Here is a 14,322-nt window from a genome sequence, read left to right as displayed (position 1 = left end):
CCACCAACCCGCTTCTTCATACCAATCTTGGGAGCGCTTCCATGACCGAGAGCTTTCCGCCCGGCTTCCTGTGGGGATCGGCAACCGCCGCGTACCAGATCGAGGGCGCGGTACGGGAGGACGGCCGTACCCCGTCCATCTGGGACACGTTCTCGCACACGCCAGGCAAGACGCTGGGCGGCGATACCGGAGATGTCGCCGTGGAGCACTACCGGCGTTGGCGCGACGACATCCGGATGATGGCGGACCTCGGCCTCACCGCCTACCGCTTCTCGGTCTCGTGGCCGCGCGTGCAGCCGACGGGCCGGGGCCCGGCCGTCCAGCGCGGGCTCGACTTCTACCGCGCGCTCACCGACGAGCTGCTGGCGCACGGCATAACACCGAGTCTCACCCTTTACCACTGGGATCTGCCCCAGGAGCTCGAGGACGCCGGCGGCTGGCCGGAGCGCGACACCGCGTACCGCTTCGCCGAGTACGCCGGCCAGGTCGCCGGGGCCCTCGGTGACCGCGTGGAGCTGTGGACCACGCTCAACGAGCCCTGGTGCAGTGCCTTCCTGGGGTACGGCTCCGGGGTGCACGCGCCCGGCCGTACCGACCCGGTGGCCGCCCTGCGCGCCGCCCACCACCTCAACCTCGCACACGGCCTGGGCACTCAGGCACTGCGGGCCGCGTTGCCCGCCCGTGCGCAGATCGGCATCTCACTCAACCCGAGCGCGGTCCGCCCGTTGACCCCGTCCCCCGAGGACGCGGACGCGCAGCGCAGGATCGACGCCCTGGCCAACCGGATCTTCACCGGGCCCCTCCTCAAGGGCAGCTATCCGCAGGACCTGTTCGCCGACACCGCACGGCTCACGGACTGGTCGTTCGTGCACGAGGGTGACGAGGCAGCCATCCACCAGCGGCTGGACATCCTGGGCATCAACTACTACGCGCCCGCGGTGGTCTCGGCCGCCCCCGCCGGCTCCGGCCCGCGCCGCGACGGCCACGGCGCCTCGGCCCACTCCCCCTGGCCGGGCGCCGAGGACGTCGCCTTTCACCAGCCGCCGGGCGAGCTGACCGCGATGGAGTGGTCCGTGGACCCGACGGGGCTGTACGACCTGCTGCTGCGGTACACCGGCGAGGCTCCCGGCGTGGCACTGATGGTCACGGAGAACGGCGCGGCGTACGACGACAAGCCCGCCACCGACGGCACCGTCCACGACCCGGACCGCATCCGCTACCTGCATGCACACCTCGCGACCGTGCGGCGGGCGATCGGCGCCGGGGCGGACGTGCGCGGCTACTTCCTCTGGTCGCTGATGGACAACTTCGAATGGGCCTACGGCTACAGCAAGCGCTTCGGCGCGGTGTACGTCGACTACGAGACTCAGGAACGGACACCGAAGTCCAGCGCCCACTGGTACGCGCGCCTGGCCGGCACGGGCATCCTCCCGGAGGCACCGGCGGCCTGAGTGGGAGCCGCCGGCCACTGAGGGGCGCCATTGGTCCATTCGTGTTGTCATCGAGGGAGGAAGGCAACGACCTGAAGGCGGGAGGAATCATGGCCATGAACAAGCAGCTCAAGGCACGCGACATCATGACCGGCGGCGTGCAGTGCGTAGGTGCCCACCAGTCGCTGCTCGACGCAGCGAAGATGATGCGCGATCTGAATGTCGGTGGCCTGCCCATCTGTGGTGACGACAACAAGCTCAAGGGAATGATCACCGACCGTGACATCGTCTTGCAGTGCGTGGCGGAGGGCATCAACCCCGCGGAGGTACAGGCGGGATCGATGTCCGGGGAACTGCACTGGATCGACGCGGACGCGGACGCCACCGAGGCCCTGGAGGTCATGGAGCAGCACCGGATCAAGCGTCTTCCGGTGATCGACGTGAAGCAGGGGCACAGCCTGATCGGCATGATCACTGAGGCCAACCTCGCAAAGAACCTCAGCGACGAACAGATCGCGGAGTTCGCATCCCGCGTGTACGCGGGCGCCGGCTGAGGACCGGAGGACAGAGCGCGCGGGCCACGCCGGACTCCTGGAGCGCGGGTGCGTTGTGCGAGTGCCTTCCCGGTTCGGCGAAGACCCGGGGCCGTCCGAGCACCGCGCGGGCGCGCCCCGGCCGGCGTGGGGTTCCGGTCGGGGCGCGCCCTGGGGGGTGGTTCAGGGGTGCCGGCGGGGCGGCGGGTTCAGTGGCTCGGCGGGTTCGGTGGCTCGGCGGGTTCGGTGGCTCGGCGGGTTCGGTGCGGCCAGGGCCCTACTTGTAGGCCGCGAAGGCCTTCGTGAAGGCGAGCGGCTGCTGCAGGATCGACGAGCACGTGGCGTCCGCGGAGTTCTGCGCGCCGCCCGGGCACTCCTTGTCGCGGGTCGAGGACCACATCGACAGCCAGCCGAGGCCCTTGGACTTGGCGAAGTTGACCAGCTGCGTCGCGTCGTCGACCTTGAAGATCTCCGTCGTGACGTCGTTGACGCCGATCATCGGGGTGACGGCGACCGCCTTCCACGCGGCGGAGTCGGACAGGCCGAGAACTCCCTTGAGCTGCGCCTGCGTCGCGGTCGCGGCCTGGACGGCGTACTCGCCCATGTCACCGCTGTACGCGGGTCCGTAGTCCATCGCCATGATGTTGACGGCGTTGATCTTGACGCCGTTCTTCTTGGCGTCCGCCAGCAGGTCGATCCCCGGCTGGGTCAGCCCCTCCGGCATCACCGGGAGGGTGAAGGAGACGTCCAGGCCCGGATGCGACTTCTGGAGCTGCGCGATGGCCTGAGCGCGGCGGGTGTTGGCCGCCTTGTCCGGGAGGGCGGCGCCCTCGATGTCGAAGTCCGCCTTGGTGAGTTTGTACGTGTCGACGACCTTGCCGTACGCCGCCGCCAGGTCCGAGGCGGAGGAGCAGTTGAGCGCCAGCTCGTGGCCGGCCGCCCCGCCGAAGGAGACCCGGACGTCGCCTCCCCTGGCCCGCAGCGCGGCGATCTGTGAGGCGACCTTGTCGCTCGCCAGGTCGGTCACCCCGCCCCACAGCGGCGCGCAGCTCCCGCCCGAGGTGATGAAGGCGAGGTTGAATTCCTTCACCCCCGTCTTGGTCACGGTGTCCAACAAGTCGTACGCCGGGTACAGGGACGTGTCGATGTACGGGGCGTAGCCCGCGGCCCCCGTTCCGGTGCCCGGCGAGGTCGGCGTCGGCGTCGGGCCGGTGGTCTGCGTGGGCGTGGGCTTCGACGTGGGCGTGGGTGTGGGCCTCGGCTTGGGCGGCTGGGTGGGCCGGCCGCTCGGCTCGGGGGTGGCGCCGTCGTCGACCGAGCACTTGGCCTGGTTGATGAGGCATCCGGCGGGGTCGCCGGCGGAGCCGTCGGACGACGTCACGAAGCCCACGGTGACCGACGCGCCGGGCGCGAGGTTCTTGTTCCAGCTCGCGGGCTTCACCGTGATGTGGCCGCCCTTGACGGTGTGTTCTCCGTTCCAGAGCGAGCCGATCTTCGTGCCGGCGGGCAGGTCGAACTCGAGCGTCCAGTCCGACTGGGCCTTGTCCGTCGCGTTGGTGACGACGTACTGGCCGGTGTAACCGCCCGTCCAGCCGCTGGTCCGGGTGTACGCGGCGCCGACAGCCGCGGCCTGCGCCGTGCCCGTGAGCGCGAACGCGGCCCCGCCGATCACTGCCGCGGCGACCACGGCGCCGACGGCCTTGGTCTTTCCGCTCGCCCTGCGCCGGTGCGTACTGCTCATCACGTGCCTGCCTCCGCGTTGCGAGAGTGGGGGGGGTGCGGGCAGCACGCTAGCGAGACCGATTCGGACAAATGCCCGGAGTGCGGCGGGGGTTGAGGATCTTAGGGCTCGCTTAAGGAAGGCATCGGGAGCCATTAATGGTAAAGACCATTCGTGGTCGGCCGCTCACACGCGGCGACGCCGCCGGACCCCGCCCCGGTGTCCCCGCCTCCGGCCGCCGGCGGAGGTCTCGCGGCCGTCCAGCGCGATCCAGATACGCACTTCCGTGCCGCCCAGCACCGAGCGCCCTATGCGTACGTCCCCGCCCGTCGACTCCGCGACCCGGCGCACGATGTCCAGGCCGAGGCCGGTGGAACCGTCGCGGTCCCCGTCGTTGCCGCGCCGCAGCGCGGCGTCCGGGTCGTCGATGCCCGGGCCCGCGTCCGAGACGAGGATGATCACCGAGTTGCTTTCGGTGCCGCCGTTGTGGACGTCCACCGAGAAGGCCGTGCCCTCGGGTGTGTGCCGGAAGACGTTACCGAGCATCGCGTCCAGCGCCGCGGCCAGTTCGGGCCGGGCCACGGGGATACGAACCGGCCGGTCCACACCCGCGAGACGGACCTTCCGGCCCTCGTCCTCGGCCAGCGCGGACCAGAAGTCCATCCGCTCCCGGACGACTTCGGAGGCGTCGCAGCCCGCGCCGGGTCCGGGCGGCCCCTGGGTCTGCGGGCGCTGCTCGCGAGCCGTGCGGATGATGGTGTCGACCTCGCGCTCCAGCTGCTCGACCGCCGCGCGCGTCTGGTCGGCGGCCGGGCCCTCGCCCAGCGAGGCGGCGTTCAGCCGTAGCACGGTGAGCGGGGTGCGCAGCCGGTGCGACAGGTCGGCCGCCAGTTCCCGTTCGTTGGTCAGGAGCTGGACGACCTGGTCGGCCATGGAGTTGAACGCCACGGCCGCGGAACGCAGTTCGGTCGGCCCCTCCTCCGGGACCCGCGCCCCGAGCCGCCCCTCCCCCAGGTCCTGCGCCGCGTCCGCGAGCCGCGCGGCCGGCTGGATCAGCCGTACGCCGAGCCGGTCCGCGACCGCTACCGAGCCGATGACCAGCGCGATACCGACGCCCGCCAGCACCATCCAGGCGGTGGTCACGCCGTTGCTGACCTCGCCCTCCGGAACGAAGACCTCGACGATCGCGATCTTCCCGGTGTTGATTGCCGTGGGCTGCAGCAGCGCCGAGCCGCCGGTCACCTCCGAGATCGAGGCCCGGCCGAGCCGCCGGGTGGTGTCCAGGTCCCGCTGGGCGGCCCGGCGCATGCCGATCTCCAGGTCCCGGCTGCCCGGTTCACCGGAGCCGGGAACGTGCACGGCCATCCGGTTCGCGGCGCCGGCCTGGGTGGAGGCGACAGCCCTCTCCAGCTGGTCGCGGTCGGTGGTGATGGAGAGCGTGGGACCGATCGCGGCGGCCTGGCGCTCGGCGTTGGAGAAGGCCCGGTCGCTCGCCATCTCCCTGATGACCAGCCCGAGCGGTACGGCGAAAGCCACCACGACCATCGCCGTGACGGCCAGACACACCCTGACCAGAGCCCATCTCATGAGCGCTCGCCCGGCGGCGGCTCCAGCTTCACACCCACGCCCCGCAGCGTGTGCAGGTAGCGCGGCCGGGCCGCCGTCTCGCCCAGCTTCCGCCGCAGCCAGGACAGATGCACGTCGATCGTCTGGTCGTCGCCGTACGACTGCTGCCACACCTCGGCGAGCAGCTCCTTGCGCGGTACGACCACGCCCGGCCGCCCGGCGAGGAACGCCAGCAGGTCGAACTCGCGCCGGGTCAGGTCCAGTACGGCCCCGTCCAGCTCGGCCTGCCTGCGCAACGGGTCGATGGACAGGCCGCCGACCTGGATGACGCGCGAGGGCGGCTCGGCGCCGGCCGCGGCGCGCGCCCGGCGCAGCACGGCCGCCATCCGCGCCGACAGGTGCTCCACCGAGAACGGTTTCGTCAGGTAGTCGTCGGCGCCGTCGTTCAGCAGCCGGACGATCTCGCTCTCGTCGTCCCGCGCTGTCGCGATGATCACCGGTACGTCGGTGATGCCGCGCAGCATCTTCAACGCCTCGGATCCGTCGAGATCCGGCAGTCCGAGGTCCAGAATGACCACGTCGAAACGGAAATGGGCGACCTCGCGCAGCGCCTCCAGGGCCGTACCGACGCTCCGCACGGTGTGGGAGGCCTCGGTCAGGTGCCGGATGAGGGCGGAGCGCACGAACTGGTCGTCCTCGACCACGAGCACACTTGCCATGGGCGGCACCGTACGCCATGCGGGGGATGCCGGGGACAGGTCCGGCGCGGGCCCGCCTCCCCGGGTCCCCACGGGACAGCAGTGGGGCGGGTGGGGCAGTATGGCCCGCGATGCAACGAGGACTCGTACACGGCTTGGCTTGGTCGCTCGCCACGGGCGCGGCGGTCACGCTGTCGTGGTGGGGTGTCCACACGGTCATGGCGGGCACAGCGTACGACCGGCCGCGCGCCCTCCCCATCGCCGCCGACGCCGCCACCAGGAGCCCGGCGCCGCTCTCCTCCGCCACGCGGCGCCCGGAGCAGTCGGCTTCACCGGACAAGTCCCGTAAACCGTCCGGAACTCCGGACGCCGAACCGTCCGGCAGACCGAGCGGGGCGGCCACGTCCGAACCACCCAGCAGCCCCACCGCCTCCGCCTCCGCCGGAAATGTGAAGGGCTACACGGTCGACGGCGGCCGGGTCGTCTTCGACCTCGGCGACACCTCGGCCGAACTGGTCTCGGCGACACCCACGGCCGGCTGGCAGATGCAGGTCTGGAAACAACCGTCCTGGATCAGGGTCACGTTCACCGGCGACGGCCGGGAGCTCTCGGTCTTCTGCACCTGGCACGCCCACCCGCCGCTCGTCGAGATCTACGAACGCTGACACCGACCGCCGTCGTCGACCGCTGACCGCCGGCCGCTGACCGTCGACTGCTGACCACGGTTTCCCGGTTACCTGAACACCGACGGCGGCGGCGCCGGCGACGGTGCCGCGTCCGCGTCGGAGACCACGGCGGCTCCTCCGGTGAAGTCCGTGAGTTCCCGGCCGTGTTCGACCCGGCCGGGGTGCGGATCGCTCGCCACCCTGCGGGTCAGCTCCGCGACAGGCAGCTCCCGGTCCGCGGCCAGCAGTACGGCGTTGCCGAAACGACGGCCACGGAAAACCACCGGGTCGGCGGCCAGGGCGAGTTGGGGGAAGCGGGCGGCGGCGGTGGCGACCTGCCCGCGCAGATGCGTGAGCGGCGGACCGTCGGCGAGGTTGGCGGCGTACCAGCCGGTGGGCGCGAGGACCCGTCGTACCTCGTCGAGAAATTCCGTGCTGGTGAGGTGCGCCGGGGTGCGGGCCGCGCTGAACACGTCCGCTATCACCAGGTCCGCCCAGCCGTCCGGCACCTTGGCGAGCCCGGCCCGGGCATCGGTGGAGCGGACCCGTATCCGGGCGTTCGCGTCCAACGGCAGCTCGCGGCGCACCAGTTGGACAAGAGCGGCGTCCAGTTCGATGATCTGCTGGGTCGAGCGGGGGCGGGTGGCCGCGATGTAACGGGCGAGCGTGAAGGCACCGCCGCCGAGGTGCACGACGCGAAGCTGCTGCTTCGGCGGGGCGACGAGGTCGGCGATGTGCCCGATCCGACGCTGGTACGCGAAGTCGAGATAGGAGGGATCGTCGAGGTCCACGTGGGACTGGGGGGCGCCGTCCACCAGCAGCGTCCAGCCCCGGGCCCGCTCCGGGTCCGGTATCAGCTCGGCGAGACCGCCGTCCACCTGCTCGACGACGGCTTCGGGGGTTCGCCCGCGCCCACCGCGCCGTCTGTCCTTCGCCACCCGGCCATTATTCAGGCCGGGGACCCGTCGCGCTCAGCGGCAGCTGTCCGCGGCCTCGATGAGCCGGGCCGCCTCGCCCAGAGCGGCCCGCAGCACGGCCGGGTCGGTGACCGGGTCCGCACTGTCCGGGGGCAGCAGCCAGCCGCTGCCGGCGACCGGGGGTGCGGGGGCGATGCCGATTTCCGGATCGCCGGCAGCGGCCGGGACACCCGGAGCGGCTGCGCCGCCGAGGAGGTCAAGTCGCAGTCCGCGCCCGGACGTCTGCGTACAGGCGCTGCCCGGCACGTCCCAGGCGTCGGCCGTTCCGGGGGGCACCAGGAAGCTGAGCGTGTCGCAGTCGTCGTCGTGCAGTACGGGACCGACGGCCGCCTGGTCCGCACCGCGTCGCAGGATGTCGACCGCCTCCAGGCCCTGCCGGGCAGGGACGGTCACCAGGTCGCAGGGCTCCGTGCCGCCGTGCGAGATGTCCAGGACGTCCGGCAGCGCGCTGGACTCCTGAGTGGGCCTGTGTGTAGCGGTGGTGGTGCGTGAGCCGCTGGTCTCCATGCCGGCCTCCAACAAGGGAACCCCTCCTCGTCACGGGATGGGAGCCGCCTCCCACTCCGCATGGTTCAACGCGGGACTACGTCAACAGGTGTGGCGGCATGCCGCTGCAAAGGATGGCAGTTCATGGCGGATCGCGGGTGAGATATCCGGTTTGTAGCTAAACACCACGTGAGCACCCGGTCACAGGCGGTACGTTTTTGCGCGCCGGCCCCTCGGGCACAGGCAACGCACAGGCAGCACGCTTCGCCAGAGAGGCCCGGCCATGGCGTCGACATCCCCGTCACCCAACCATGCGTTCCGACTGCTGCGCGGACAGCGCTCACCCGGCGAGTTCGCGGCGGCGGTGCGCAGGGCGGCCCGGGAGATCGGCGAGACGGTCGCGTGCGACGCGCGCTACATCGGGCGGGTTGAGGCCGGCGAGATCCGCTGTCCCAACTACGCGTACGAGCGGGTGTTCCTGCACATGTTCCCCGGCCGGACGCTGACCGATCTGGGCTTCGCGGCCCGCGAAGCGGTTCGCGGCCGGGGCCCGCGCCGGGCGTCGGCCGCCGCCTCCGGCACACCTGTTTCCTCCGTTCCCCCGTTCGTCAGTTGCACCAAGGAGAGCGACGTGCTGCGTCGCGCGTTCATGACCGGCGGATCCGCCACCGTGGCGGCCGCGTCTTTGGGGCTCGCCCCCGCACTGGCCTCACTGGGCGGCGACGGCCGCCGCGTCGCCCACCGGGTCGGCGAGGCCGAGGCCACCGCAGTCGAGGAGGCCGTTCGGCAGATCCGGCTGCTCGACGACCGGCACGGTGCCGACGGCCTCTACAGACGCGCCGCGCAGCCACTGCGCACCGCGTACGCGCTGCTGGACGCCGACGCCGTGCGCCAGTCCACGACCGACCGGCTACACGCCGGCGCCGGTGAACTGGCCATCTCCGTGGGCTGGCTGGCCCACGACTCCGGGCGCATCGACGACGCCCGCTCGCACTACGCGGAGGCACTCGCCACCGCTCGGGTCTCCGGCGACCCGGCTCTCGAGGCGCACGCCTTCTGCAACACGGCCTTCCTGGCGCGGGACACGGGCCGGCCGCGTGAGGCGGTACGTGCCGCGCAGGCCGGTCAGCGGGCCGCCCGGCAGCTGGGATCCGCCCGGCTGCTCTCGCTGCTCACGCTTCGCGAGGCCGGCGGGTGGGCGGGGCTCGGCGACCGCACCGGGTGCGAGGAGGCGCTGGGGCGGGCGCACACCCTGTTCGGCCGCGGGCCATGTGACGCCGACCCCGAGTGGATGTCCTTCTTCGGCGAACCCGAACTGGAGGTCCTGGAGGCGCAGTGCTGGTCAGCGCTCGGGGACTGGCCACGGGCCGCGCGCCACGGGCGGCGGGCGGCAGTCCTGCAGGACCCGTACTTCGCCCGCAACGTCGCGCTCTACACCTCGCAGCTGGCGGACGACCTCGCCCGCGCGGGCGCGCCGGACGAGGCGGCCTCGGCCGGGCGGCGGGTGCTCGATCTGCTGGACCAGGTCCAGTCATCCCGGGTCCAGACGATGCTGGCGGGCACGGCGCGGGTACTGCTCCCGCACCGGCGGTCGCCGGACGTCTCGGAGTTCCTGACCCGCCACGCGGCATCGGCATCGGCATCGGCGTCCGCGTCCGCCTGAGCGGGGAACGCACCAGCCCACCCCGGCGGCGCGGGCCGCGCCCGGCGGGCGGCTGAGCGTCGTCTTCCGCGCGTCCCCGCGAGGCGGTTCCGCGACGGCTGTCCCGGGCCCGGCGCACCGCGCCCGGCCGGCGATCGGGAACGGCGTCGCGCCTCCGGGTGGGGGACGGCCTCAGCCTTCCAGGTGGGCGGTGTCGTTCCAGCGCTCCAGCGCCGGGTCGCCGTACGCCCAGCCCAGGACCGACAACGAGGTCGGGTCCAGCCGGACCCGGGCGGCGAAGGACGGGTCCAGGCCCAGCCAGCGCGCGCCCAGCACGCGCAGGATGTGGCCGTGCGCGAAGACCAGCACATCACGGTCGGCCGACCGGGCCCAGGCGACGACCTCGTCCGCGCGGGCGCCGACCTCGGCCAGCGCCTCCCCTTCCGGGACCCCGTCGCGCCAGATGAACCAGTCGGGCCGCTCCGCCTTGATCTGGCCCGGATCCAAGCCCTCGTACGCGCCGTAGTCCCACTCCCGGAGCGTGGCCCACTCCTCCGCCCGGTCGCCGAATCCGGCCAGCTCGCAGGTCTCACGGGCCCTCAGGAGCGGACTGGTCCGTACCTCCACGCCCGGCAGCCCCGACCACGGTGACTCGCGGTGCAGCCGTTCACCCAGGAGCTTCGCCCCACGGCGGCCCTCCTCGAGCAGAGGGATGTCCGTCCGACCGGTGTGCTTTCCGGCCAGCGACCACGCGGTCTGTCCGTGCCGGGCCAGCAGGATTCGGGGTGCCATGACGGTGTCTCCCGGGGTTGCGCGGTGAGCGGGACGGGCTTGATCTCCGCTTGATCTCCATCATCGCGCACATGAACGCCGGGCAACCCCTCGGTGGATCTCGGCGTCCTCCCCGTCGAACGGAGTTCACATACACCGTACAGTTGATCAAGGGGGGCTGACGATGGGGATCCGCAACCGGCCGCGATGGTGGGCCGAGCTGCTGCTGATCGGTGTCGTGTACGCCGCCTACTCCTGCGGACGACTGCTCGCCCGCGGCGATGTCTCCACCGCAGTCGACCACGGCCTCGCGATCCTCCGGACCGAGAAATTCCTCCGGCTCAACGCCGAGCACCCGCTCAACCGGCTCTTCACCGACCAGGCGTGGCTGGGCATACCGGCCGACTTCGCGTACGCCTCACTGCACTATCTGGTGACGCCAGCTCTCCTCGTCTGGCTCTTCCGGCGCCGCCCCGCGCACTACCGCGCCGCCCGCACCTGGCTGATGGTCTCCACCCTCCTCGGCCTGGCCGGTTTCACGCTCCTGCCGACCTGTCCGCCCCGCCTGCTCGACTCGAGCCACGGCTTCGTCGACACGATGGCCCAGTACAGCACGTACGGCTGGTGGGGCGGCGAGGCGAGCGCACCACGCGGGCTGGGCGGCATGACCAACCAGTACGCGGCCATGCCGAGCCTGCACGTCGGCTGGGCGCTGTGGTGCGGCGTCATGCTCTGGCGGCACGGGCGCACGCCGTCGGCGAGGGCGGCCGGTGTCGCGTATCCGCTGATCACCGTCCTCGTGGTGATGGGAACCGCCAACCACTACTTCCTGGACGCGGTCGCCGGCGCCGTTGTGATGGGGCTCGGTCTGCTCCTCGCCCCGCCCGCGATGCGGCTCGCCGACCGGGCCCGATCCCGCCTCACCCTCGTCCCAGCCGTCGCACCGCCCACGAAGTCCCCGATTGTCAGTGGCGGATGCGAGACTTCCGCGGGTGAGCGATTCCCTGGACAGCGGACCTCCTCCGCAGGCGCCGGCACGGGCAGAGGTGCCGAGGCAGACGCCGCAGCCGTCGACGCCGGCGCCGACGACGGCGCTCCGGCAGCGACTCGCTGAGCTGCGCGGCCCGGCCGTACCGCCCCACCCCCTCGATGCCCGCGCGCTCGCGGCCCTCGCCGCCAACCCGGGGTGCGAGCGGCGCGCGCTGCTCGACGGGGCAGGGGTGGACAAGGCCGCGCTCGCCGCGGCGCTCGGGTCGCCCTCCGCCTTCGGCCAGTCGCAGTTCGCGTTCGTCCGGGGCAACGCCTTCGAGGCCAAGGTCAAGGCGGACGGCGGCACCGAGCTGCTGCGGCTGTGGTGCGAGCGCACGGGTTGCGAGCCGCCTGCCGCCGACGACCTGTCCCTTCCGGAACTGTCGGCCGCCGGTCCCGAGGGCCGCGCGGCGCGCACCGCGCTGGCCCTGCGCGAAGCCACGGCGGCCGGCGGGTGGTCGCTGCTGAACCATCCGATGCTCGCCCTGGAGGTGGCGGGCTCGCCCGCGTACCTGGAGCCGGACGCGGTCGTCGTCCAGCCGGACGGGCGGTGGACGGTCGTCGAGATCAAGTCCTTCCCCATGATCGACGACTCGGCGGACGCGGCGAAGGTCGGTGCGGCGGCCCGACAGGCTGCGGTGTACGTACTGGCGCTGCAGCGTGTTGCCGAACGGCTCCCCGGGGCCGAGGTGAACCACTCGGTGCTCCTGGTCTGCCCTAAGGACTTCTCCAACCTGCCGACCGCGTCGCTCGTCGACGTGCGCAAGCAGCTCTCGGTCACCCGCAGGCAGCTGGCCCGGCTGACTCGCGTCGAGGACATCGCCGCCGCGCTGCCCGACGGTACGACGTTCGACCTGGAGCGCCCGGCCGACGAGCTGACGGCCGCGGTCGAGTCGGTCGACGCCGCATACGCACCGGACTGCCTGGCCGCGTGCGAGCTCGCGTTCCACTGCCGGGAACGCGCCCGCGCCGCGGGCGCCGTGCAGGCGCTGGGGCGCGGAGTGCGCGGGGAGCTGGGCGGCCTGACCACGATCGGCGCGGTCCTGGCGGCGGCGGAGTCCGACGCGGACGCTCCCACGGGCAGTCCCGCAGGCCGTCCGGCCGGCGAGACCGATCCGACCGTGGCAGCGCTGCGCCGCGCGGCGGCGCTGCGCGCGGAGGCCCTGGAGGCCGCCGCATGCCGCTGATCAGTACGCTCGCGCGGCTCGAGGCCGTGCGCAGTGGGCGGGCACAGACCGCCGCCACCGTGCGCCACCGGCATCTTTCCGAGCGCCCGCTCGTCCTCGTACCGCTGACCACCGCCGGAGAGACCGGTGCGCCACTGGGCGCACTCGTGGGGACCGACCGCGATGAGCCACGGCTGCTGGTCGTGTCGCAGCCTCGCGACCGGGACCTGCGGTTCGCGTTCCTCGCGGAACTGGCCGAATCCGTACTGCCGTACATCGACGGGTACGCGGACGCCGTCGAGGCCGCCGAGCGCACCGAGGCCGACGCGGAGACGGGCAAGCGCGTCAAGGTCGAGGTCGAGCTGTGCTCGGACGCTCCGCAGCTCATCGTGCCCGGCCGGGCCGGCGTCGAGTTCGTCCGGCTGCTCGGCCGCTCCATGCGGTTCCGGCGGACCGCCGAGCAGGACCCCGACACCCCCTATCCGGCGCCGCCGCGCGTCCCTCTGTTGGGGCGCTGGCTCACCCACTTCGGCGAGCGCGCGCGGGTGCCCGGCTCCTCGCTGCTGCTCGCCGCCACCGAACTGCTGGGCCGGCACTGGGCGACCGGCCAGAGCAACCTCGAGGACCAGCACTTGGGGGCGCTGCTCGCCTGGATCGACCCGCCCGCCGGGGAGTCGGGCGCGCAGGCGGCACTCCGGGCGGAACTCGAGCGCGACCGGGACGGGCAGTTGGTGTGCCCGCCGGCCGGACCGGCGACCGACCCGGCCTTCGACAACAGACTGCTGGCCCCCGCCATGGCCCGGTACGACCAGGCCCGCGCGGCGGTACGGGACGGCGGCGGGTCCGCCGCGCTCAGCCGGCTCACCACGGCCGAGCGGGAGATCCGGGACCTGGTCGAGAGCCGGATGCGGCCGACCTGGGACGCCGTGTGGCACGGGCTGGACCTGCTGCGCCGGCTTCCCGCAGGCAGCCGTACCGAGGAGCGCTGGACCCGCGACCGCTGGTCGTTCACCGGCCACCGCGACCGGGTGCGTGCCGGGGAGCCGCCGCAGCCCCGTCGCGACGACGCGGTGACCGCCGCCCGGAAGCTGGCCGCGCGGGAGACCGCGCAGGCCCAACTGGAGGCGCAGGAAGCGCTTGACGATCCGCTGGTGATGGCGGCGCGGCGGCTGTCCGGCGAGGCCTTCGCGGGCGAGGTGACCGAGGTCGTCATGGAGTGGAGCGACTCCAAGCGGCCGAGCCCGCGTCCCCTGCTCACCATCCGGACGGACGACCGGCCCCACCTGGACGAGCGCAGCAAGGTCTACCGCTCTCTGGACGGGCGCCCGCAGACGGCGGAGTTCGTCCGTGCCGAGACCGAGGATGCCCTGGTCCTTCGGCTCACCGACAAGATGGGCCGTGGCAGGGATCCGGCGCCGGGGTCCGTACCGGAGAAGGGCGAGCGGCTGTGCTGGACGCTCTTCGAGCACGACCGGCGCGGCGGCCCGAAGCTGCCCGACCCGGAGGAGACGCCGTGGACCCACGGCGGCCCCCGCATGGCCTCCGGCGACGCCACCGGGACGACCCCTGATGCGGTGACGACCCCTGACCCCGGGACGGCGCCCGACCCCGTGACGGCGGAGGACTACCTGTGACCGGA

The 14,322-nt window shown here is 72.7% G+C and carries 13 protein-coding genes; 7 read left to right on the top strand and 6 right to left on the bottom strand.

Features of this window, described 5'->3' with window-relative positions; translation table 11 throughout:
• Nucleotides 1-41: 41 nt before the first annotated feature.
• On the top strand, nucleotides 42-1,451 hold the full coding sequence (locus AB0M62_RS18300; RefSeq protein WP_366075225.1) for a GH1 family beta-glucosidase: 1,410 nt from the start codon (nucleotides 42-44) through the stop codon (nucleotides 1,449-1,451).
• Between the two features lie 95 nt (nucleotides 1,452-1,546).
• Complete coding sequence (locus AB0M62_RS18295; RefSeq protein WP_366075224.1) at nucleotides 1,547-1,984, top strand: CBS domain-containing protein; 438 nt, start codon at nucleotides 1,547-1,549, stop codon at nucleotides 1,982-1,984.
• Nucleotides 1,985-2,240: 256 nt separating this feature from the next.
• Here the strand turns inward: AB0M62_RS18295 and AB0M62_RS18290 are convergent, their stop codons facing one another.
• The 3 genes from AB0M62_RS18290 to AB0M62_RS18280 all read right to left on the bottom strand — a co-directional run bounded on the left by AB0M62_RS18290 (nucleotide 2,241) and on the right by AB0M62_RS18280 (nucleotide 5,968).
• Nucleotides 2,241-3,707, bottom strand: a complete 1,467-nt coding sequence (locus AB0M62_RS18290) for a cellulose binding domain-containing protein (protein WP_366075223.1) — start codon at nucleotides 3,705-3,707, stop codon at nucleotides 2,241-2,243.
• Between the two features lie 162 nt (nucleotides 3,708-3,869).
• The gene (locus AB0M62_RS18285; RefSeq protein WP_366075222.1) at nucleotides 3,870-5,270 is read right to left on the bottom strand and encodes a HAMP domain-containing sensor histidine kinase; all 1,401 of its coding nucleotides are present in this window, start codon (nucleotides 5,268-5,270) and stop codon (nucleotides 3,870-3,872) included.
• On the bottom strand, nucleotides 5,267-5,968 hold the full coding sequence (locus AB0M62_RS18280) for a response regulator transcription factor (protein WP_366075221.1): 702 nt from the start codon (nucleotides 5,966-5,968) through the stop codon (nucleotides 5,267-5,269). The genes AB0M62_RS18285 and AB0M62_RS18280 overlap by 4 nt, the downstream gene beginning before the upstream one ends.
• Before the next feature lie 110 nt (nucleotides 5,969-6,078).
• Between AB0M62_RS18280 and AB0M62_RS18275 the strand changes: the two genes are divergently transcribed.
• Nucleotides 6,079-6,612 carry a hypothetical protein gene (locus tag AB0M62_RS18275; protein ID WP_366075220.1) on the top strand — a complete coding sequence of 178 codons (534 nt, stop codon included), beginning with the start codon at nucleotides 6,079-6,081 and terminating at the stop codon, nucleotides 6,610-6,612.
• A 68-nt stretch (nucleotides 6,613-6,680) separates the two neighbouring features.
• Here AB0M62_RS18275 and AB0M62_RS18270 read toward each other — a convergent pair whose 3' ends face one another.
• Nucleotides 6,681-7,550, bottom strand: a complete 870-nt coding sequence (locus AB0M62_RS18270; RefSeq protein ID WP_366075219.1) for a fused MFS/spermidine synthase — start codon at nucleotides 7,548-7,550, stop codon at nucleotides 6,681-6,683.
• A gap of 33 nt (nucleotides 7,551-7,583) precedes the next feature.
• Nucleotides 7,584-8,096 (bottom strand): hypothetical protein, encoded by a 513-nt coding sequence (locus tag AB0M62_RS18265; protein ID WP_366075296.1) that lies wholly within the window; start codon nucleotides 8,094-8,096, stop codon nucleotides 7,584-7,586.
• Between the two features lie 262 nt (nucleotides 8,097-8,358).
• Between AB0M62_RS18265 and AB0M62_RS18260 the strand changes: the two genes are divergently transcribed.
• Complete coding sequence (locus tag AB0M62_RS18260) at nucleotides 8,359-9,738, top strand: tetratricopeptide repeat protein (RefSeq protein ID WP_366075218.1); 1,380 nt, start codon at nucleotides 8,359-8,361, stop codon at nucleotides 9,736-9,738.
• 171 nt (nucleotides 9,739-9,909) lie between these two features.
• Here AB0M62_RS18260 and AB0M62_RS18255 read toward each other — a convergent pair whose 3' ends face one another.
• A complete protein-coding gene (locus AB0M62_RS18255; protein ID WP_366075217.1) occupies nucleotides 9,910-10,509 on the bottom strand; it encodes a histidine phosphatase family protein in 600 nt (199 codons plus the stop codon).
• Between the two features lie 163 nt (nucleotides 10,510-10,672).
• On the opposite strand from AB0M62_RS18255, the gene AB0M62_RS18250 reads away from it, so the two are divergent.
• From AB0M62_RS18250 to AB0M62_RS18240, 3 genes are read left to right on the top strand one after another with little or no spacing between them, the layout of a single operon-like run.
• A complete protein-coding gene (locus AB0M62_RS18250) occupies nucleotides 10,673-11,602 on the top strand; it encodes a phosphatase PAP2 family protein (RefSeq protein ID WP_366075216.1) in 930 nt (309 codons plus the stop codon).
• Nucleotides 11,535-12,704, top strand: coding sequence for a hypothetical protein (locus AB0M62_RS18245; protein ID WP_366075295.1), 1,170 nt, complete (start codon nucleotides 11,535-11,537; stop codon nucleotides 12,702-12,704). The genes AB0M62_RS18250 and AB0M62_RS18245 overlap by 68 nt, the downstream gene beginning before the upstream one ends.
• Nucleotides 12,695-14,317, top strand: coding sequence for a hypothetical protein (locus AB0M62_RS18240; RefSeq protein ID WP_366075215.1), 1,623 nt, complete (start codon nucleotides 12,695-12,697; stop codon nucleotides 14,315-14,317). Before AB0M62_RS18245 ends, AB0M62_RS18240 begins: the two co-directional genes overlap by 10 nt.
• Nucleotides 14,318-14,322 lie beyond the last annotated feature (5 nt).

It is taken from the genome of Streptomyces sp. NPDC051219, from assembly GCF_040682335.1.
In the GTDB taxonomy this organism is placed as follows: Bacteria; Actinomycetota; Actinomycetes; order Streptomycetales; family Streptomycetaceae; genus Streptomyces.
This window is presented reverse-complemented; position numbering and strand designations above follow the sequence as displayed.

Coding starts and splice junctions, on each gene's coding strand:
- AB0M62_RS18300 (WP_366075225.1), top strand. CDS start 42: ATGACCGAGAGCTTTCCGCCCGGCTTCCTGTGGGGATCGGCAACCGCC.
- AB0M62_RS18295 (WP_366075224.1), top strand. CDS start 1,547: ATGAACAAGCAGCTCAAGGCACGCGACATCATGACCGGCGGCGTGCAG.
- AB0M62_RS18285 (WP_366075222.1), bottom strand. CDS start 5,270: ATGAGATGGGCTCTGGTCAGGGTGTGTCTGGCCGTCACGGCGATGGTC.
- AB0M62_RS18280 (WP_366075221.1), bottom strand. CDS start 5,968: ATGGCAAGTGTGCTCGTGGTCGAGGACGACCAGTTCGTGCGCTCCGCC.
- AB0M62_RS18275 (WP_366075220.1), top strand. CDS start 6,079: ATGCAACGAGGACTCGTACACGGCTTGGCTTGGTCGCTCGCCACGGGC.
- AB0M62_RS18265 (WP_366075296.1), bottom strand. CDS start 8,096: ATGGAGACCAGCGGCTCACGCACCACCACCGCTACACACAGGCCCACT.
- AB0M62_RS18260 (WP_366075218.1), top strand. CDS start 8,359: ATGGCGTCGACATCCCCGTCACCCAACCATGCGTTCCGACTGCTGCGC.
- AB0M62_RS18255 (WP_366075217.1), bottom strand. CDS start 10,509: ATGGCACCCCGAATCCTGCTGGCCCGGCACGGACAGACCGCGTGGTCG.
- AB0M62_RS18250 (WP_366075216.1), top strand. CDS start 10,673: ATGGGGATCCGCAACCGGCCGCGATGGTGGGCCGAGCTGCTGCTGATC.
- AB0M62_RS18240 (WP_366075215.1), top strand. CDS start 12,695: ATGCCGCTGATCAGTACGCTCGCGCGGCTCGAGGCCGTGCGCAGTGGG.